We start from the raw sequence: 19,927 nt of genomic DNA, 5'->3' as shown, positions 1-19,927 counted from the left end.
GCCGGCGGCCGGCGGCCGGCGGCCGGCGGCCGGCGATCGCGTCAAGGAGACGGACATGGACTACATCGACAAGCTGCGGATCTTCCGGTCGGTGGTGGAGATGCGCAGCTTCACGCGCGCCGCCGACATGCACGGCCTCGCGCGGCCGGTCGTCTCGCGCGCGGTGGCCGATCTGGAGGCGCGTTTCGGCAGCCGTCTGCTGCACCGGACCACGCGCCAGGTGTCGCTGACCGAGACGGCCGAGCGCATCTACGAGCGTTGCGCGGCCGTGCTCGACGAGCTCGACGCGCTGGAAGTTCAAGCGCAGGCACACACGCGCGAGCCCGAGGGCCTGCTGCGCCTCGTCGCGCATACGACGGCCGCGCTGAACCGGCTCGTGCCGCTGATCGCCGGCTTCAAGGCCGCGCACCCGAACGTGCGTCTTGACGTCACGCTGACCGAGCGCCCGGTCGATCTGGTCGGCGAAGGCTACGACATCGGCATCGTCGTGCCGTACATGCTGACGAGCGAATCGACCGTCGTGCGGCTGATCGAGCGCATTCCGGTCGTGATCGTCGCCACGCCTGCGTATCTGCACGCGCATGCGCGCCCCGAAAGCCCGGCCGACCTCGCCGATCATCCGTTCGTGCCGATCTCGCCGTCGCTGCGCCGCCCGGCGCTGTCGTTCCGCGTCGACGGCGACACGGTCACCGTGCCGTTCCGTTTCGACATCTCGTCGAACAGCCCCGTGTTCAACCGCGAAATGGTGATGCACGACTTCGGCATCGGCGTCGTCCCGAAAACGCTCGTCGAGGCGCAACTCGCGTCGGGCGCGCTCGTGCAGTTGCTGGAAGGCGCCGATCTCGTCGATGCGTTCGTCGAAATCAAGCTCGCGTACGCGAACCGCTCGCTGCTGCCCGCGAAGGTGAAGGCGTTCATCGACTACACGGCCGCGTATTGCGACCGCGAAGGCTGGAGCGTCCCGGCCGCGGCGTGACCGGGCGCGGGAACGCGCCTTTGCGACGCCGATTGGTACAGCCACGACACCAATCTGATCCTGTCCCGCCCCTCGCTTCGCGCCGCCCCGCCCCCTAACATGTGCACATGCACAAGACCACGCTCACCGATGACGATTGCTTCGCGGTCCGGCAGGCCGCCCGGCGAATCTCGCAGTTCTACGAGCGCTATCTGTCGCGGGCGGGCGTCACGCCGTCGCAATACAGCATCCTCGCGCTGCTGCGCGAGCGGCCCGGCCTGACGATGGCGACACTGTCGAACGTGCTGGTGATCGAACGCACCGCGTTGCTGCGCGCGCTCAGGCCGCTCGTCGGCGCGGCGCTGGTGACGGGGCGGATCGAGCCGCCATGCCGCGGCCAGACGTTCGCGCTGACCGCGCACGGCGAAACCAAGGTGGCCGATGCGCACGTGCACTGGCTCGCCGCGCAGGAAGCGTTCGAGCGGCGCTTCGGGTCGGCGCAGGCGGCCCGACTGAGAGACGAATTGTTCCGGATCACGCACAACCTGCCGGAACGCTAACCCCTTCCCCGATCGACACGACGACGTCGATCGTTTTGATCAGTGCATATACATAGGTGAATCGATGGATACGACTCAAGACGCTGCCTCGTCACGCGAAGCAGCCACAACCGAGCGGCCCGCGAAGCAACAACGCCGCGTGCCGTGGATGCGCATCGCGGCGGGCGCCGTCGTCGTCGTGGTCGCGGCCGCCGCGCTCGACTGGCTGTTCGTGCTGCGCTTCCAGGAAAGCACCGACGATGCGTACGTCGGCGGTGACGTGACGGTGCTCGCACCGAAGGTCAGCGGTTTCGTCGACAAGATCCTCGTGACCGACAATCAGCGCGTGAAGGCCGGCGACGTGCTCGTGCAGCTCGATGCGCGCGACTACGACGCGAAGCTCGCACAGGCCAGCGCCGAAGTCGACAGCGCGCGCTCCGCCGTGACCGAACTCGAAGCGAAGCAGCAACTGCAATTCGCGGTGATCGGCCAGCACGCGGCCGACAAGAACGCGTCGTCGGCCGAACTGACGCGCGCCGCATCGGACCGCGTGCGCTACCGCGAGCTCGTGAAATCGGACGCCGTATCGAACCAGATCGTCGAACGCGCGGACGCCGATTACTCGAAGGCCGGCGCGGCCGTCGAACGCAGCGACGCCGCGCTGCTCGCGTCGAAGCGGCAGCTCGACGTGCTCGGCGCGCAGCTCGCCGATGCGCGGGCCCGCGTGAACACCGCGCTCGCCGCGCAGCGCGTCGCGGCGCTCAACGTCGAATACACGACGATCCGCTCGCCGGTCGACGGCTACGTCGGCAACCGCACGGGCCGCGTCGGGATGCTCGCGAACGTCGGCGTGCCGCTGCTGACGGTCGTGCCGGCCTCCGGCCTGTGGATCGATGCGAACTTCAAGGAAGACCAGCTTCGCAAGATGCGCGCGGGCGATCGCGTCGACGTCGCGCTCGATGCGTCGAGCACGCGCCTGCACGGCCGCGTCGACAGCCTCGCACCCGCGACCGGCGCGACCTTCAGCGTGCTGCCGCCCGAGAACGCGACCGGAAACTTCACGAAGATCGTCCAGCGCGTGCCCGTGCGCGTGCATCTCGATCCGCAGCCAGGCCTCGAGCACGTGCTGCGCCCCGGGCTCTCCGCGGTCGTGACCGTGCATACCGACCACAAGAACTGAGCGGGAGCCGACGATGACCACCGCGTTTTCCGGCGACCCCGCGTCGCAACCGACCAGGCAGCGCGTGTTCGCATTCGCGCTGATGTGCGTCGGCTTCTTCATGGCGACGCTCGACATCCAGATCGTCGCGTCGTCGCTGCGCGACATCGGCGGCGGGCTGTCCGCGAGCCAGGACGAATTGTCGTGGGTGCAGACTGCCTACCTGATCGCCGAAATCATCGTGATCCCGATGTCGGGGTGGCTGTCGAAGGTGATGTCGACGCGCTGGCTGTTCGCCGCGTCGGCCGTCGGCTTCACGATCACGAGCATGCTGTGCGGGCTCGCGTGGGACATCAACTCGATGATCCTGTTTCGCGGCATGCAGGGCGCGCTCGGCGCCGCGATGATCCCGACCGTGTTCACCACCGCGTTCGTGCTGTTCCCCGGCAAGCAGCGGCTGATCGCGTCGACGACCATCGGCGCGCTCGCGTCGCTCGCGCCGGCGATCGGCCCCGTGATCGGCGGCTGGATCACCGACCAATGGTCGTGGCACTGGCTGTTCTACCTGAACCTCGTGCCGGGCATCGCGGTAGCCGTGCTCGTGCCGCGCTACGTGCATATCGACGCGCCTGATCTCAGCCTGATCAAGCGCGGCGACTATCTCGGCATCGCGTTGATGTCCGGCTTCCTCGGCTGCCTCGAATACGTGCTCGAGGAAGGCCCGCGCAAGAACTGGTTCGGCGACGACGCGATCGTGATCTGCGCGTGGATCGCCGGCATATGCGGCTTCCTGTTCATCGTGCATGCGCTGACCGCGAAAGATCCGATCGTCGACCTGCGCGCGCTCGCCGTGCGCAACTTCGGGATCGGCAGCCTGCTGTCGTTCGTGACCGGCATCGGGATTTTCGTGACCGTGTTCCTGACGCCGCTGTTTCTCGCGCAGGTGCGTGCGTTCAGCTCGTTGCAGATCGGCATCGCGCTGCTGTCGGTCGGCGCGTTCCAGTTGATCGCGCTGTGTGCGTATGCGTTCGCCGCGCGCTACTTCAGCATGCGTGCGCTGCTCGTGTTCGGGTTGATCTGTTTCGGCCTCGGCTGCTACCTGTATACGCCGATCACGCACGACTGGGGCTGGCGGGAACTGCTACTGCCGCAGGCGCTGCGCGGCATCGGCCAGCAATTCAGCGTGCCGCCGATCGTGACGATGGCGCTCGGCTCGCTGCCGCAGTCGCGGCTGAAATCGGCGAGCGGGTTGTTCAACCTGATGCGCAACCTCGGCGGCGCGATCGGCATCGCGGTGAGCGCGACGATGCTGAACGACCGGCTGAATTTTCACTATCTGCGGCTGAACGAGCACGTGAGCGCCGGCGAACCGCAGATCGCGTCACTGCTCGACCGCCAGGCCGCGTACTGGGGATCGGTGGCCGGCAATACGCTGAATACCGCGCAGGCCGGGCTCGCGAACCTGCATCGGCTGATCTACCGAGAAGCGCTGACGCTGACGTATGCGGATGCGTACTACGCGCTGTCGCTGTGCTTCGTCGTCGCGCTGCTTGCCGTCGTGTTTTCCAAACCCATTACGTTGAACGCGCCGCCGCCGGACGCGCACTGAGGCCAAGGATCATCATCATGAAGAAGCTACTCGTCGCGCTGGCCGTCAGCGCATTCGCCGCCGGGTGCGCGGTGCAGCCCGCGCAGCATCCGGCGCTTCAGGATTCGGTTCGAACGCTCGCGCCCGATGGTTGGGATACCAATGTGCCGCGCGCGGATATCGACGCCGCCGCGTGGTGGGCGCAATTCCACGATCCCGTGCTGGACAAGCTGATCGCCGCGGTGCTCGACGGCAATCTCGATCTGCAAGCCGCGGCCGAACGCGTGAAGCAGGCGCAGGCGCTGACCGTGCAGAAGCGCGCGGTGCTGCTGCCCGAACTCGACGCGACCGCGCACGCGGCCGATGCGCGGCAGAACACGCCGCCGCCGCTCGGCTACGTGCGGCAGGCGGGCGCCGGGCTCGCGCTGAGCTGGTCGCCCGATGTGTTCGGCGGAGAGCGGCTCGATCTGCTTGCTGCTCAAGCGGAGTTGGTCGGGCAAAAGCATGCGGAAGATGCGATGCGGCTCGCGCTCGCGGCCGATGCGGCATCCGCGTATGTCGATCTGCGCTGGGCGCAGCAGGAATTGAAGATCCTGCAGGACAACGCGAAGATCCGCCAGCATGCACTTGAACTCACGCGCAAGCGGCAGGCGTTCGGGCTGTCGACGGAACTCGACGTGACGCGGGCGCAGAACCAGCTCGATGCACTCGAAGCCCGGATTCCGCCGACGCAGGCGCAGATTTCGCATCAGCTCAATCTGATTGCCGTGTATTCCGGGCGCACGCCGGAATCGGTCGATCGGCTCGTGCTGGCGCAGGCTGGCGAGATTCCCGCGCCGCCGGCGGGCGCGCCGGGGACGTTGCCTTCGCAAGCGTTGTTGCGGCGGCCGGATGTGCTGACTGCCTATGCTCAAGTCGAGCGGCGTGCGGCGCAAGTCGGCGTGGCGAAGGCCGAACGGTATCCGAAGTTTTCGTTGAACCTGACGGACGGGATTCTCGCGGCTTCGTATCTCGGGTTGCCGACGTTGACCGATAACCTGTTCAGCGCGGCGTTGAGTGCGACGAGCCCGATCTTCAACGCGGGACGGATTACCGCCGATATCTCGCAGAGCGAAAGCCGGATGCGCGAGTCCGAACTCGGGTTACGACAGACGATGCTGCAAGCGTTGCGGGAAGTCGAGGATGCGCGCGCCAATCTGGTCAGTTCCGATGAGGCGACGCGGCGACTCGATAGTGCATTGGCGGCTTCCGATAAAGCGCTTGGGCTGGCGAATCAGCTTTATAAGGGTGGCGCGACGGACTTTCTGGATGTGCTGTCGGCGCAGGAGGTGTATCTGCGCGATTCGGATTCGCTTAATCAGGTCAAGCGCGAGCATGCGCTGGCGGCGGTGGCGTTGTATCGGTCGCTTGGGGGTGGGTGGAGCCGGAATGATGCGGCGGGTGGGCCGGAGGTGGAGGCCGTCGCGAAGAATTGAAGCCGATGCCTGATACGGATGCAGGCCGCGTCGACGGCTCGCACCGTTACTCAAGCACGGCGCCGTGGTTATCCGGCATCGGCCAGCGGTATCCGATCACTTCGTTCAGCGGGTACGCGAGTTCGCGAACCTCTTCCAGCTGATTGCCGCCGAACAGATGGACGTGTTCGGCGTCGTGACGCAGGTAGAAACCGACGTGCCCTTTCCAGCTCGTCGGGTCGTCACGCGTCAGGATCGCGATGCAGCCGTACACCGGACGCTCCAGCGGTTTTCCCCATTCCAGCCACGAGCGTGCGAGCGCGGAGCCGGTGCCGCGGAATCCGGCGTGCGCCATGCACCAGTTCACGAACGACGAGCACCAGGAAATCTTGTCGTCGTAGCCGACCAGGTTCGTCTGGTTGTTGTATTCGACGATGCGTGCGTTGATGCTGCCCGGCGGGTGGCGGCGGATGCCGAGTTCGGCCAGCGCGACGGGCATCCAGGGTGGGTGGACGGCTTTCACTTTGCTCTCAGGGTTTGATAGGGTCACGTCGTTCTCGGAACGTGTCGGTGTTGTTTCGCTCAATCTTCGCACGAATATCGCGGATCCACGACGCTCTTCACAGATTACGATTTCCGTCGCCTCCACCCGTATCATGGAGGCAGCGCCCTCGACTCCCTGCCCGCCATGCGCATCACGCCCCTGCCGCCTCTTCAGTGCCTCATCGCGTTCGAAGCCGCCGTGCGGCACGCGAGTTTCACGAAAGCCGCCGCCGAACTGCACCTGACCCAAAGCGCGATCAGCCGCCAGATCCAGCAGCTCGAGGAATTCCTCGGCCGCTCGCTGTTCGTTCGCGAACACCGTTCGCTGCGGCTGACGATCGCCGGCGAACAATACGCGGCCCAAGTCCACCATCTGCTCACGCAATGTGCGCAAGCCACGCACGACGTGATGAAGCCGTACGGCGATCTCGAACTGACGATCGCGTGCTCATCCGGCGTCGCGCTGCTGTGGCTCACGCCGCGGCTACCGAACTTTCGCGCCACGTATCCCAACATCAAGCTGCGCCTGATCGTGCGCGACAGTCTTGCATCGATGTCGCCCGCGGAATTCGACGTCGGCGTCTACTACGTGCGCCAGCAGGCGCCGGCCGAATACACCGCACGCCGGCTGTTCGACGAAGAAGTGTTCCCCGTCTGCGCGCCCGGCTATCTGGCCGGCCGCACGCTCGACGCGGCCGATCTCGCGAACGAAACGCTGCTGCGCCTCGAAGACGGCCAGCGGCAATGGATGTCGTGGTCCGAATGGTTCGACATGAACGACGTCGACCGGCAGAAGGCGCAGCCGCAGGACATCACGATCAACTCCTATCCGCAGATCGTGCAGATGACGATTCTCGGCCAGGGCGTGTCGCTCGGCTGGCGCTACATGATCGACGCATGCATCGAAGCCGGGCTGCTCGTGCGCGTGACGGCGGCGTCCGCGAGCCACGGCGGCGGCTATTACGTGATCTCGCCGAACGACCGCGCGCAGAACCAGGCCGCCCGTCTGTTCACACGCTGGCTGTTCGAACAGGCGGAGCAGCAGACCGGGGCCTGAATGCCCCGAACGCCCGAACACGACGCATGCGTGCAGCGCATGCCTGCATGCGAATCTTTCGTTTCAGAAAAAAATCCGGCTCTCCTTAGTATGGGATTCACGCGGGGCAGCCGTCCCGCCTTCTGACCAAGGAAGAGACCATGCAAGGAACGCTTTCCCCGCGCGCCGCGCCTTCCGTCGATGCGGCGGTGCAACAGCGCCGCCGCGCCATCGTCGCGACCGTCATCGGCAACGGCCTCGAATGGTTCGACTTCACCGTCTACAGCTTCTTCGCGGTGATCATCGCGAAGCTGTTCTTCCCGACCGGCAACGAACTGACATCCGTACTGCTCACCGTCGCGACGTTCGGCGTGGGCTTCTTCATGCGGCCGGTGGGCGGCATCGTGCTCGGCGTCTATGCCGACAAGGTCGGGCGCAAGGCCGCGCTGTCGCTCACGATCCTGCTGATGGCGGCCGGCACCGCGCTGATCGGGATCGCGCCGACCTACGAACAGGCCGGCATCGCCGCGCCGCTGATGATCGTCGTCGCGCGGCTGCTGCAAGGCTTCTCGGCCGGCGGCGAGATGGGCGGCGCCACCGCGTTCCTCACCGAATACGCGCCGCCGGAGAAGCGCGCGTATTACTCGAGCTGGATCCAGTCGAGCATCGGCTTCGCGGTGCTGCTCGGTGCGGCGACCGGCACGTTCGTCACGACGTCGCTCGACACGCAGGCGCTGCATAGCTGGGGCTGGCGGCTGCCGTTCCTGCTCGGGATCATCGTCGGGCCGGTCGGCTACTTCATTCGCAGCCATATCGACGAGACGCCCGCGTTCAGCGCCGTCGAATCGCAGGCGAAGGAAAGCTCGCCACTGAAGGAAGTGCTGCACACGTATCCGCGCGAGACGTTCGCGAGTTTCTCGATGGTCATCCTGTGGACCGTCTGCACCTACGTACTGCTGTTCTACATGCCGACCTATTCCGTGCGCACGCTGCATCTGCCGCAATCGACCGGCTTCACGGCCGGCATGGTCGGCGGGCTGATGATCATGTGCTGCTCGCCGATCGTCGGGCGACTCGCCGACGCGTGGGGACGGCGCGTGTTCCTGTCCGGCTCGGCGCTCGCGATTCTCGTGCTCGCGTGGCCGATGTTCTCGTGGATCAACCATGCGCCCGGGTTCGCGTCGCTGATCGTGTTCCAGGCCGTGTTCGGCGTGCTGATCGCGACCTATACGGGGCCGATCCTCGCGGCGTTCGCGGAGCTGTTTCCGACCAAGGTGCTGTCGACCGGGTTGTCCGTGGCGTACAACTTCGCGGTGACGATCTTCGGCGGGTTCGCGCCGTTCCTGATCACGTGGCTCATCGCCCGCACCGGCAGCAACATGGCGCCCGCGTTCTACGTGATGCTCGCGGCGGCCGTCAGTTTCGTCGGCACGCGCTTCGTGAAGGATGCGAAGCGTGCGGCTTCCGCGACTCGATAAGGATTTTTCCTCATGACCATTACCGTACTTCAAGGCGGCAACGTGCTCGACCTCGAACGAGGCGTGTTGCTCGAACATCATCATGTCGTGATCGAAGGCGAGCGGATCGTCGAAGTCACCGATCGGCCGGTGGATTTGCCGAATGCGCAGGTGATCGACGTGCGCGGCAAAACCGTGATGCCCGGGTTCATCGATTGCCATGTGCATGTGCTGGCGTCGAATGCGAACCTTGGCGCGAATGCGACGCAGCCGAATATTCTCGCGGCGATTCGATCGCTGCCGATTCTCGATGCGATGTTGTCGCGTGGGTTTACCAGTGTGCGGGATGCGGGCGGCGCGGATTGGAGCCTGATGCAGGCGGTCGAAACGGGGCTGATTCCGGGGCCGCGGATTTTTCCGTCGGGGAAGGCGCTGTCGCAGACCGGCGGGCATGGGGATTTCCGGCCGCGCGGCGATGTGCTGGAGCCCTGCTCCTGCTGTTTCAGGACGGGGGCGATTGCGCGAGTGGTCGATGGCGTCGAAGGCGTGCGGCTCGCCGTGCGCGAGGAGATTCAGAAAGGTGCGACGCAGATCAAGATCATGGCGTCAGGCGGCGTGGCTTCGCCGACCGATCCGATCGCGAACACGCAGTATTCGGAGGACGAGATTCGGGCGATCGTCGATGAGGCTGAAGCCGCGAATACTTATGTGATGGCGCATGCGTATACGGGGCGGGCGATCGCGCGAGCCGTGCGATGCGGCGTGCGGACGATCGAGCACGGGAATCTCGTGGATGAAGCGGCCGCGATGCTCATGCATGAGCGGGGGGCGTTCGTGGTGCCGACGCTTGTGACTTATGACGCGCTGGCGAAACATGGAGCGGAGTTCGGGATGCCGGCGGACTCCATCGCGAAGGTGGCTTCCGTGCAGCAGAAAGGACGCGAGTCGCTCGAGATTTATGCAAAGGCCGGCGTGAAGATGGGGTTCGGGTCGGATCTGCTCGGCGAGATGCATGCGTTTCAGTCCGGCGAGTTCCGGATTCGGGCGGAGGTGCTTGGGAATCTGGAAGCGCTCAGGTCGGCGACAACGGTGGCGGCGGAGATTGTGAATATGACGGGGCAGCTTGGGGTGGTTGCCGTGGGGGCAATCGCCGATCTCGTCGTGCTGGATGGGAATCCGCTCGAGGATATCGGAGTCGTTGCCGATGAAGAGGCGCGGGTCGAGTATGTATTGCAGCGCGGAACGGTTGTGAAGCGGCGGGCCAGCGGGCGGTGATGTGACGCCATTCGGTAGTTTCGGCAGGCGCGGTGCGGTCTCACGGGCCTTGCAGTCGTGACAGTTGTTGACGATGGCTATCGGTGTGAGTCGCGGCGTTCGAGACAATGGCCGGGGCGGTGTCGCCCCGGCGGTCAAGCGCATTCGGGAAACGCTTGCGTCCCAGTCGCTAGAGCCGCATCAAGCAGCCCTTGCAGACGTTATAGCGGCGACGGTCCCCGGTCAGGATCGTGGTACGACTGCTCTCGCAACGCCAACTGGCTGTAGTCCGGCGTGATCGTGATCTGCCGGGTCACGTAGTTGGTGTCCAGGTATACGCGGTCGCCAGGCTTGAATCCGAAGATCTTGAAATCAATGTCGATCGCCTGCATCCACGGCAGGTACGGCCAGCCCCGCTTGGGAAGGTCCGGGTAATTGCGCAGGACCAGCTCAAACGTCTTTTGCATGTTGACGGGTTTGTTCTTTCTACGACGTGGCTTAGTATTGGCGTCAGCCATTTCCGACTCCTGTGGCGAGTTGGTGGTGGTCAGCGGGTCGTATGGGTTGCCGCCCATGCGGCCCGCGCTTCTTTGTTGCCTCGGGTTTCCCCTTCTTTCTCCCCTCTTCGCTGGGTCTTGTTGGGCAAGACGGCTTTCTTTTGACCATCGGGGCGGAGGGATCGCGTTTGGCTTCCGATGGTGAGAAGCAAGGCTTCATGACTAGTGTAGTCGGGCTGGTATCTCAGAATTAGGGAATTGAGGGGGCTTGGCCGAAGGGCATAGGGACCGGAGTGCTAAAAAACCGTCATGCGAATGAGTTTCATTTAACTAATTATCGGACCTCAACTGAGGTAGAAGGGACTGTTGGATACACCACCACTACCCATTTTGCGGCCTCCCCTCATGGCACGTTCCAGAAAAATATGTAAAATTCTCTGAAGACAAAAAGCGCAGATACCAACACTAGGGCTAATCGGGGGCACGATGACAAACGACAACGGGGGAACTCGTCTTTCGGCGAGTATTTATTTGCTCAAGAAATCCAAGACGGACGAGGCGCTTGAACTAATCAAAAGCATGAGCATTGCTGAGTATCCCTTGGACATCGAAACCTTCGAAGGAGCATTGTATGAGCTGCCCGCTGCCACCGATACGCCAAAGTGGCGCAATCTGCTCACGTCACTGCTCTTAGACAAAAGCACTCCATCTCTTCAAAGCCAATATCCTGGAGCTTTGCTATGGATATGGCGTGGCGGCAAGACATTTTTGTTTACGTTCGGGTATGGCCATACCAAAGTAAAAAGCGAGTGGATCGAGCCAGATTTTGGAAAAATTGTTGTCCAGGCGGTTGTGCCTCAAGGTCAACTTAGAGAGGTTCGTGCTGAACAAGTCTTTGCGCGACGTCATATAGCGAGCGAACGTGCCCCACGGGCCGCTGCCATTCGCGAATTTGGTTTTGAAGCCGATCGAGATCTCGTGGCAGGCATGGAAGGAGTTCCTGAAGATTGCTACAAAGATGCGTTTGGCGGTCGAGTAAGTGGTGCCACGTCATTCAAATTCGAACTTTCGATCTCGAAGCTGAATGACACACTTGATCTTATTATTCAGCGCTATGATTCGAATGAACATCGTAGCCGATGGCCTCAAGCTAACAACTTGGTTCCCGTAAAAGACGAAGATAAGATTCTTCGCTTAAATACCGAGCTCGAAAAAATCCTCTCTCACTCAAATCCTGAGCAGAAAATTTCATTATCCGCCCCAACCGAACGTAATGGCGATAGCCCATACGCACATCACTTCGTTATTGGCCGCATGACCAAAAACGTTGCAACATCACCATATCTTACATTTTCAAGCTGGCAAAGTTACTTGTCGTCCAAGGGCTATGATTTAAACGTAGATTCCGCAAAGAGTACTGCCGTTCATCTCCTTGATGAGGAAAAAAATGAATTCGCAATCTGCTCTCTGTATCAATGCATAGGAACGGAAGTCGACCTGAACAAGACAACGCATGTCTTGTCATCAGGAATCTGGTATTCCACCGGACAAAAATTTATTAAAGATACCAACATCACTTTATCGACCCTCACCGCTCCAGCTCTTCCCCTCATCAATTGGAATTTTTCCGATCATGAAGGGGACTACAACATCGCCGCGTGCAGCGTGAACTCGGATCTCTGGTTATTTGACAAGGAATTGATTAATTTTGGCGGAGGAGCATCACGCTTTGAATTTTGTGACATTATGCACCTACCGACCAAAACCCTGTATTTTGTCAAGCATCCAGCCGGATCTGCCGGTGTCAGTCACTTATGCGAACAAGTCAGACGGACAGCGGAAATCTTCTTCTCGCCGGATCCCGGGTATCGAGAAAAACTGCTTCACCGAGTAAAAGCTGTTGGCAAAGGGTGGAGTGTCGACTGGATGAGTACGCAACCAAAACGTCACGAGTGGAATTTGTGTCTAGTTCTAATGGGAAAAAATCTTAACCAACTTCCATTTTTTGCAAAATGCGGAATAGCTCGCCTTCTTCGCGAACTTGAAAAAGGGGGCTTCAATGTACAATTTCAAGCTGTTTAGAAAAAATTTACCACCACACTCAACCAAGGAGAAACAGAGTGGCGTTAAAATGCAGCAACACCGATATGCTGATCGATTTCGTGAAACAAAAGCATCCTCAAGCAGAGTTCTCAAACCCGACCCACTTGCAAACAAAAGTAAATTTTCCTTGCGGTCTAGTTATGAATATTTTCAATACCGGAACTGTCAATTTTCAAGGCAACAGTCATGAAAATCGCATCGCCGCCGATCTACTCAATGTAATTGACGCGATCAATAGATAATTATCCATTGATATTAGTGCAGCCGGCCAATATGGTGCCGAATTGGGCAGCATCCGATCTCTCCTTTCAATTCGCCGCCACACTCGACCGGCTGCCTCTTACTGCTTCGTAGCCACCATTTTTCCGAACTCTTAGTCCAGTAGAACGACATCGGAGCACGCGTGTGCTATCGAACAACCGCGTCAGCCATCGATCACCAGCATCTGTGCCGCAAATGGCGAATAGTTTCCCCTGCCACTAACAAGAGCGGCTACCGTGCCCCACGGCAGACGCTCTTAGAATCACCTAAAGCCGCACTCCCGCCCCTCCTTACTCATCCACCTTAAAAGCCGAAACCAGCTTGGTCAATTCCGCCGCCTGCTGCTTCAAACTCTCCGCGGCCGCCGCGCTTTCCTCAACCAAAGCTGCATTCTGCTGCGTCATCTGATCGAGCGACTGCACTGCATCCCCGATCTGATCGATCCCGGCACTCTGCTCCAGGCTAGCCTCCGCAATCTCGCTCATCATCGCGCTAACGCCCTGAACCTGCGAGACAACATCGCTCATCACCTTCCCCGCCTCACTCACGAGCCGCGACCCGGCACCCACCGTCCCCGCGCTGTGCTCGATCAGCGATTTGATCTCCTTCGCCGCCTGCGCGCTACGCTGCGCCAGATTCCGCACTTCCGAAGCGACAACAGCAAACCCGCGCCCCTGCTCCCCCGCCCGAGCCGCCTCCACCGCGGCATTCAACGCCAGAATATTCGTCTGAAACGAAATACTGTCGATCATCACGATGATCTCGGAAATTCGTTGCGAAGCGTTACTGATCTGCTCCATCGTCGTCACGACCTCGCCCACCACCTGCCCGCCACGCGCCGCCGTATCCGCCGCGCCGTTGATCATCTTCGCGGCCGTCGTCGCCGTCTCTGTGTTGTTGCGCACCACGGCCGTGATCTCTTCCATCGACGAAGCCGTCCGCTCCAGGTTGCTCGACTGCGCTTCGGTGCGCTCGCTGAGATCCGCATTCCCCGAAGCAATCTGCGCCGACCCGGTCGCAATCGAAGCCGAAGCTGCACGAATCCGATGAACCAGCGTCGACAGCGACGACACGAACCGATTGAACGCATCCGACAACTGCCCGATCTCGTCCTCACTCTCCACCGCCATGCGGCGCGTCAAATCGCCCTGACCGCTGGCAATCTCCGACAGCAGCGTCGCCGCGCGGCGAATCGGCGCGGCGATCGCACGCCCCACCAGCCAGATCACGAGCAACGCCACCCCAAGCCCCACCACCGCCGCCACCAGCGCCGCGCTGCGGATCGCACGCGTCACCGGCCCGAGCAGTTCGGCCTGCGGCACCTGAACGACCACATACGCATTCAGCTCCGGAATGAACGACGTCGCGATGAAGCGCGCGCCGCCATCGCCCTCGTAGCTGAGGTACGCATACGGCTTGCCCGCAAGCAGCGTCGACGACGCATCGCCCGGCAGTCCCGGCTCATCTTTCAGGAAATGCTTGCCATCGATCAGCGACGTATCGCGATGCATCATGATCGCGCCGTCGGGACGCACGAGATACGCAAACCCGGTGTCGCCGATCCGGTAAGCCGAGATCCCCTTCGCAAGCGCATCGACGGACAGGCTCATGCTTGCCGCGCCAACCGGCACGCCGTCGAGTTCCACGCGGCTGTTGATGAACATCATGTAGCCGCCGACGGTCACTTCGCGATCCATGTTCACGTCGTACGCCTTGCCCGACGACAGGAAGCTGGTCAGCCACTGATCCTTGTCGGTCACCTTCCGTTGCAAGCCAGCTTCGTTGTAGTAGTTGCCGCTCTTCACCGACACCCACTGCACGGACGCGGCCTTCTGCTCGTCCTTCACGTTCTTCGCAAGCTGAATCCAGTTACGCGTGCCGGCATCGGGTTCGCCGTCGGCTTCCCATTGCAGCAGAAACGCATCGCGCGCGAGAATGCGCGACGCGGCGATCGGGCCGGCCATCTGGCGCTGCACGTCGGCGCGAATGCCGTTCACGGCGGTCGGCAGTTCTTCGCGCACGACGCGATCGCGCACCGCGTTGCCGATCAGACGAACGCTGAGCCCGCTCGAAATCGCGACGAACACGAGCAGGCAACTCGTCATGCTGAGAATCAGCTTGTTCTGAATGGAAAGCTTGCGCCAGAAATGCATGGGGAACCCTCGATAACCGCTCGGTCTGAGCCAGATTGGGTTATCGGCATGCGGGCGCAGAACCGCATCGCTGATTTCAGATATCGATCATTCGAGATTCGTTATGTTGTTGTCGGGCTGGCATATGCGACCGCCTATATAGGCAGAAACGGCGAAACCTGAACGCCAATCAATACGCGACGGAAATCGTCACGCGCCGGTTTCCCGCTCTTGATGCCGCATCGTCCCCCGCGACGAGCATTGAAATGCCTGCCACGATCGCCCGCGTCAGGTCAGAACTCCATATCGAGTTCGTCGATGTCTTCGTGCTCGGCCTTCGCCGCGTCGATCCACTCGGCGACGAACGGGTGCGCGAGCACCTGCATGCAGTACTCGGCGACGTCCGGTTCGAGCTTCACGTCATAGGTCAAAAAGCGCGTGACGACCGGCGCATACATCGCGTCGGCGATGCCGATCTCGTCCCCGAACAACCATGGGCCGCCGTACTCGGCCAGGCACTCGCGCCAGATCGTCACGATCCGCTCGATGTCGTGCTGCGCGCGCGACCAGATCCGGAAGCCGGGGAAATGCCCGCGCAGGTTCATCGGCAGCGCGGATCGCAAGGCGCTGAAGCCGGAATGCATTTCGCCGCAGATCGACCGGCAATGCGCGCGTGCATGCCGGTCGTCGGGCAGCAGCCGCGCCTGTGGGTGGATCTCGTTCAGGTATTCGGCGATCGCGAGCGTGTCCCACACCGCGTTGCCGTCGTGCGTCAGGCACGGCACGAGGATCGAAGGCGACAGCAGCAGCAGCTCCGCGCGCGACGCCGCATCGATCGGCACGCTGATCGTCTCGAACGCGAGCCCGCTCAGCTTCGCGAGCAACCAGCCGCGCATCGACCACGACGAGTAATTGCGGCTGCTGATGGTCAGCGTCGTCCGTGCGTTGGATTCCATGTCGCTCACCCTGCTGAATGTCGTTCGTACCCCTGCACCGTAAACGGACGCGCCGCATGACCGCGCGCACCACGCCCGTGCAATCCGCTCGCCGAAGTGGCGCACCGTCACACGGCATCGCGACAGGTGTCGCGCGCCCGACCAGCAAGGCAATGCATCGCCTTCGCCCGCTCATCACCTACCGCGCGCGTCGCCGCGCTCCCGAACCGCTGCAACGCGCGTGCCAGCCGCATGCTGGCATACGGCTTGCCTCGTTCCCTGCAATGCGGCGTCACGAGCGGCGGTCTGATGAATCTGCTTGCCTATCCGTTTTATCAATGGTCTGCGGAATGCCTGCGCCCGGCGCGTGCATGGGCAGCCGCCACGCGCGCGACGATGTCGCTGTGGCCGCCGGCGACGTCGACACCGACGGACCGCATGGTCGACGCGCTGTGCGAACTGCTCGAATGCTGCGCGTTCTCGCACCGGCGGCCGCCGTTCGGGATCGCGTCGGTCGTCGTCGACGGCGAAACGGTGCCGATCGTCGAGGAAGCGGCCGCGGCCACGCCGTTCGCGACGCTGCTGCATTTCCGCAAGGCGCGGCCGGTCGCGCGCCAGCCGCGCGTGCTGATCGTCGCGCCGATGTCCGGGCACTTCGCGACGCTGCTGCGCGGCACGGTGCGCACGATGCTGGCCGATCACGACGTGTACATCACCGACTGGCACAACCCGCGCGACATCCCGCTGGCGGCCGGGCGTTTCGGTTTCGACGAATACGTCACACACGTGATCGACTTCATCCGTCACATCGGCCCGGACGCACACGTGCTCGCGATCTGCCAGCCGACCGTCGCGTCGCTCGCGGCGGTCTCGCTGATGGCGGCCGGCGGCGATCCGGCACAACCCGCGAGCCTCACGCTGATGGCCGGCCCGATCGACTGCCGCGTGAATCCGACGAAGGTCAACGAACTCGCGACGAGCCAGCCGATCGACTGGTTCGCGCGCAACCTGATCAGCGTGGTGCCGATAGGTTTCGTCGGCGCGCAGCGGTGCGTGTATCCGGGCTTCGTGCAGGTCGGCGCGTTCATGTCGATGAACCCGGACCGGCATGCGTCGTCGTTCGCCGATCTGTACTACGAACGCGCGAAAGGCGACCCGGCGAAAGCCGACACGTTGCGGCATTTCTACGACGAATATTTCGCGACGGCCGACCTCACCGCGGAGTTCTATCTGGAAACGGTCGAGAAGGTGTTCCAGCAGTACGCGCTCGCACGCGGCGAGCTGACCGTCGACGGCACGCTCGTCGAACCGGCGGCGATTCATCGCACCGCGCTGTTGACGATCGAAGGCGAGAAAGACGATATCTGCGCAGTGGGCCAGACGGTGGCCGCGCAGGAACTGTGTTCGGGGTTACCGTCGTACCTGAAAACGCACCATGTACAGACGGGCGTGGGGCACTACGGCGTGTTCAACGGCAGCCGGTGGGAAACGCAGATCTATCCGATCGTGCGGGCGACGATTCACGACAACGAGCCGTACGATCGCACCGCGGATGCGGAAGGCGACACAAGCGGCGCCTATTACGTCACGCTGCGCGCGCTGCTCGATGCGCGCACGGCCCGGATCGATACGGCGATCGAAGCGCAATCGGATCACGCGCACTGAACGCGGTTGGCGCCACAGTGAATCGCCCCGCCGGCGCGGCGGGGCGATGTTTGCTTCAGCATCCGGACGACGCGCGAGCGGACCACTCGCGCGCCGGGCCGGCTCGTTACGAGCAAGCCTTGCCGTGCGACGCATGGTAGCCCTTCGCCTTCGCGTCGGCTTCCGACATGTAGCTGCCGTGCTTCGTCTTGCCGTAGTACTTGTCGGTCGAGCAGTGATAGACCTTCGAGGTATCGTTCGCCCACACCTTGCCCGCGCCCCCGCCCGGCGCTGCGGCCGCGGTCGTCGCGGCGGCGCTCTTCGCGGGTGCGGTGCCCGATGCCGGCGCTGCGGAAGCCGCCGTTGCCGGCGCGGCGGCCGGTGCGCTCGCCGCGGCAGCGGCCGAGGCGCCGTACCACGTCTTCACGCCCTTGTGGCCTGCACATGCGCCCTTCTTCGAAGCGCCCGAGTAGAACGAGCCGTCCTTGCACAGCCCGGTCGTGCCGGCCGGAGCGCTGGCCGGAACCTGCGCGAACGCACCGATCGACACACCCATGCCGGCGACCAGCGCGGCGATCAACATCGTTTTTTTCATGGTCCTCTCCTGAATTGCCTGAATGATGAAACCGTCCGGGACCTCCCCGGGAACAGCCACGGTTACCGCACCCAGCGGCACACGCGGTGGTGGTGATGGTCGACGTGGCACACGCGGTGCGAATGTGCCTCGGCCAGTGCCGGCACGAGCACGGCGCAAGCCAGTGCGGTTGCCGTCAGGATCTTCGCGATGCGGTTCATGGTGGAACTCTCCCGGATAGGTCAGCCGGTGATCCGGCTGGTACCTCCTTAACGCCGGTCATCGACCGGCCGTGCACCGCACCGGCGTGCAATTGACGATCTTTGACAGCGCATCGCCAATCGACGGCCGAAGCTGACGAATGTCTTTCTTTTCTTTCCGACTCTTCAGCTTCGGGGCCGTTTGGAATTCGAATCAATAGGCCGAAGCGGAAGGTAAGTCGCGGATGCCGGCGGAGCAATAAAAAACCGCCCGAAGGCGGTTCGTCGAAAACGCACACCCAACCGGCACGCTACGCACTGGCCTCACCCCACGGCGTCGGCTCCGGCACCGCGCATGGGCCTTCAACGTCGATCGATTTGAAGTCGGCGGGCCCGACGATCTCCAGGTACTCCATGTCCGGCGAGTAGTCGAACAGGTAGTGGACGATCCCCGGCGCCTGATGCACGCAGTCGCCGGCGGCCACCAGCGTTTCCTGTTTGCCGTACATGAAGCGCGCCCAGCCCTTCAGCATGATCACGATATGGAATTCGGCTTCGTGACGGTGCCAGCCGGTGCCCGCCTCCGGTGCATGATTGGCCCTGACGAGTTGCGCGACGACCTTGCCGTTCGTCGCGGCGGCGATACCGAGATCGCGGTACAGGAAGAAGTCGCGCAGGCCCTCGCCTTGAAAGGCGGTGTCCTGCGGCTTCACGTGGGAAAAAGCAGTGGTGGTCGGCGTGCTCATCGCGGTGCTCCTTCATCGAAAGGATCACGCGAGACAAGCATTTAGCGTTCCAGTTTGCGGCGGCGCGAAACGCGCGCGGGCTTACTTCAACCGTCCCGACAGAAACTGCCTGAGCCGCTCGCTCTTCGGATTCACGAGAATCTGCTGCGGATCGCCCTCTTCCTCGATCTTCCCCTGATGCAGGAAGATCACATGGTTCGACACGTTGCGCGCGAAGCCCATCTCGTGCGTGACGACGACCATCGTGCGGCCTTCCTCGGCGAGCTTCTGCATCACCTTCAGCACCTCGCCCACCAGCTCCGGGTCGAGCGCGGATGTCGGCTCGTCGAACAGCATCACTTCCGGCTCCATCGCGAGGGCGCGTGCAATCGCGACGCGCTGCTGCTGGCCGCCCGACAGGTGCGACGGATACATGCCCTCGACGCGCGGCGCGAGCCCGACCTTCTCCAGATACTTGCGCGCCCGCGCGATCGCCTCGTCCTTGCCGACGCCGAGCACGGCCATCGGCGCCTCGATCACGTTCTCGAGCACCGTCATGTGCGCCCACAGGTTGAAGTGCTGGAACACCATCGACAGCTTCGTGCGCATCCGCTGCAACTGTTTCTGGTCGGCCACGCGCAGCGAGCCGTTGCGCTCGCGCGTGGTCTGGATCGGCTCGCTGCCGATCGTGATCTGTCCCGAGCACGGCTGTTCGAGGAAGTTGATGCAGCGCAGGAACGTGCTCTTGCCGGAGCCGCTCGAGCCGATGATGCTGATCACGTCGCCGGCCTTCGCCTTCATCGACACGCCCTTCAACACCTCGTTGTCGCCGAATTTCTTGTGCAGGTTGTCAACGGTAAGCTTGTACATG

The 19,927-nt window shown here is 62.8% G+C and carries 18 protein-coding genes; 10 read left to right on the top strand and 8 right to left on the bottom strand.

The genetic code is table 11. The features are described from left to right. Positions 1-55 precede the first annotated feature (55 nt). The 5 genes from LGM42_RS18535 to LGM42_RS18515 all read left to right on the top strand — a co-directional run bounded on the left by LGM42_RS18535 (position 56) and on the right by LGM42_RS18515 (position 5,716). The gene (locus LGM42_RS18535) at positions 56-976 is read left to right on the top strand and encodes a LysR family transcriptional regulator (protein ID WP_059575302.1); all 921 of its coding nucleotides are present in this window, start codon (positions 56-58) and stop codon (positions 974-976) included. Positions 977-1,083: 107 nt separating this feature from the next. Continuing rightward, positions 1,084-1,515, top strand: a complete 432-nt coding sequence (locus LGM42_RS18530) for a MarR family winged helix-turn-helix transcriptional regulator (RefSeq protein ID WP_059639051.1) — start codon at positions 1,084-1,086, stop codon at positions 1,513-1,515. Positions 1,516-1,579: 64 nt separating this feature from the next. After that, positions 1,580-2,674, top strand: a complete 1,095-nt coding sequence (locus LGM42_RS18525) for an HlyD family secretion protein (protein ID WP_059575297.1) — start codon at positions 1,580-1,582, stop codon at positions 2,672-2,674. A gap of 13 nt (positions 2,675-2,687) precedes the next feature. Next, entirely contained in the window at positions 2,688-4,262 is a 1,575-nt protein-coding gene (locus tag LGM42_RS18520; protein WP_059575295.1) for a DHA2 family efflux MFS transporter permease subunit, read from the top strand. Positions 4,263-4,279: 17 nt separating this feature from the next. Continuing rightward, positions 4,280-5,716: an efflux transporter outer membrane subunit gene (locus tag LGM42_RS18515; protein WP_226232842.1), complete on the top strand. Its 1,437-nt coding sequence runs from the start codon at positions 4,280-4,282 to the stop codon at positions 5,714-5,716. Positions 5,717-5,762: 46 nt separating this feature from the next. On the opposite strand, the gene LGM42_RS18510 is transcribed toward LGM42_RS18515, so the two are convergent. Next, positions 5,763-6,194: a TIGR02594 family protein gene (locus LGM42_RS18510; RefSeq protein ID WP_226232893.1), complete on the bottom strand. Its 432-nt coding sequence runs from the start codon at positions 6,192-6,194 to the stop codon at positions 5,763-5,765. 189 nt (positions 6,195-6,383) lie between these two features. Here LGM42_RS18510 and LGM42_RS18505 point away from each other — a divergent pair, with 189 nt between their 5' ends. From LGM42_RS18505 to LGM42_RS18495, 3 genes are all read left to right on the top strand, one after another. Further along, the gene (locus LGM42_RS18505; protein ID WP_226232841.1) at positions 6,384-7,295 is read left to right on the top strand and encodes a LysR substrate-binding domain-containing protein; all 912 of its coding nucleotides are present in this window, start codon (positions 6,384-6,386) and stop codon (positions 7,293-7,295) included. 140 nt (positions 7,296-7,435) lie between these two features. After that, positions 7,436-8,752 carry an MFS transporter gene (locus LGM42_RS18500; protein ID WP_059575287.1) on the top strand — a complete coding sequence of 439 codons (1,317 nt, stop codon included), beginning with the start codon at positions 7,436-7,438 and terminating at the stop codon, positions 8,750-8,752. 12 nt (positions 8,753-8,764) lie between these two features. Beyond that, entirely contained in the window at positions 8,765-10,006 is a 1,242-nt protein-coding gene (locus tag LGM42_RS18495; protein WP_226232840.1) for a metal-dependent hydrolase family protein, read from the top strand. A gap of 200 nt (positions 10,007-10,206) precedes the next feature. Here LGM42_RS18495 and LGM42_RS18490 read toward each other — a convergent pair whose 3' ends face one another. Beyond that, complete coding sequence (locus LGM42_RS18490; RefSeq protein ID WP_059575284.1) at positions 10,207-10,503, bottom strand: hypothetical protein; 297 nt, start codon at positions 10,501-10,503, stop codon at positions 10,207-10,209. 465 nt (positions 10,504-10,968) lie between these two features. Between LGM42_RS18490 and LGM42_RS18485 the strand changes: the two genes are divergently transcribed. After that, a complete protein-coding gene (locus LGM42_RS18485) occupies positions 10,969-12,564 on the top strand; it encodes a TIGR04141 family sporadically distributed protein (protein WP_226232839.1) in 1,596 nt (531 codons plus the stop codon). A gap of 572 nt (positions 12,565-13,136) precedes the next feature. Here LGM42_RS18485 and LGM42_RS18480 read toward each other — a convergent pair. Together LGM42_RS18480 and LGM42_RS18475 are read right to left on the bottom strand one after the other, a co-directional pair. Further along, on the bottom strand, positions 13,137-14,999 hold the full coding sequence (locus LGM42_RS18480; protein WP_060311491.1) for a methyl-accepting chemotaxis protein: 1,863 nt from the start codon (positions 14,997-14,999) through the stop codon (positions 13,137-13,139). Positions 15,000-15,271: 272 nt separating this feature from the next. Beyond that, positions 15,272-15,934, bottom strand: a complete 663-nt coding sequence (locus LGM42_RS18475) for a glutathione S-transferase family protein (protein WP_060311492.1) — start codon at positions 15,932-15,934, stop codon at positions 15,272-15,274. 288 nt (positions 15,935-16,222) lie between these two features. Here LGM42_RS18475 and LGM42_RS18470 point away from each other — a divergent pair, with 288 nt between their 5' ends. Continuing rightward, positions 16,223-17,578 carry a polyhydroxyalkanoate depolymerase gene (locus tag LGM42_RS18470; RefSeq protein ID WP_226232838.1) on the top strand — a complete coding sequence of 452 codons (1,356 nt, stop codon included), beginning with the start codon at positions 16,223-16,225 and terminating at the stop codon, positions 17,576-17,578. Positions 17,579-17,684: 106 nt separating this feature from the next. On the opposite strand, the gene LGM42_RS18465 is transcribed toward LGM42_RS18470, so the two are convergent. The 4 genes from LGM42_RS18465 to LGM42_RS18450 all read right to left on the bottom strand — a co-directional run bounded on the left by LGM42_RS18465 (position 17,685) and on the right by LGM42_RS18450 (position 19,926). Then, complete coding sequence (locus LGM42_RS18465) at positions 17,685-18,152, bottom strand: DUF3761 domain-containing protein (protein WP_060311496.1); 468 nt, start codon at positions 18,150-18,152, stop codon at positions 17,685-17,687. 62 nt (positions 18,153-18,214) lie between these two features. Beyond that, on the bottom strand, positions 18,215-18,352 hold the full coding sequence (locus LGM42_RS18460) for an HHHH-motif protein (protein ID WP_164728222.1): 138 nt from the start codon (positions 18,350-18,352) through the stop codon (positions 18,215-18,217). A 290-nt stretch (positions 18,353-18,642) separates the two neighbouring features. Beyond that, positions 18,643-19,077: a cupin domain-containing protein gene (locus LGM42_RS18455; RefSeq protein WP_226232837.1), complete on the bottom strand. Its 435-nt coding sequence runs from the start codon at positions 19,075-19,077 to the stop codon at positions 18,643-18,645. An 81-nt stretch (positions 19,078-19,158) separates the two neighbouring features. After that, positions 19,159-19,926 (bottom strand): ABC transporter ATP-binding protein, encoded by a 768-nt coding sequence (locus tag LGM42_RS18450; protein ID WP_060311811.1) that lies wholly within the window; start codon positions 19,924-19,926, stop codon positions 19,159-19,161. Position 19,927 lies beyond the last annotated feature (1 nt).

It is taken from the genome of Burkholderia sp. AU39826 (assembly GCF_020419965.1).
In the GTDB taxonomy this organism is placed as follows: domain Bacteria; phylum Pseudomonadota; class Gammaproteobacteria; order Burkholderiales; family Burkholderiaceae; genus Burkholderia; species Burkholderia semiarida.
The sequence above is the reverse complement of the archived record's forward strand: the minus strand, read 5'-3'. Positions and strand labels throughout refer to the sequence as shown.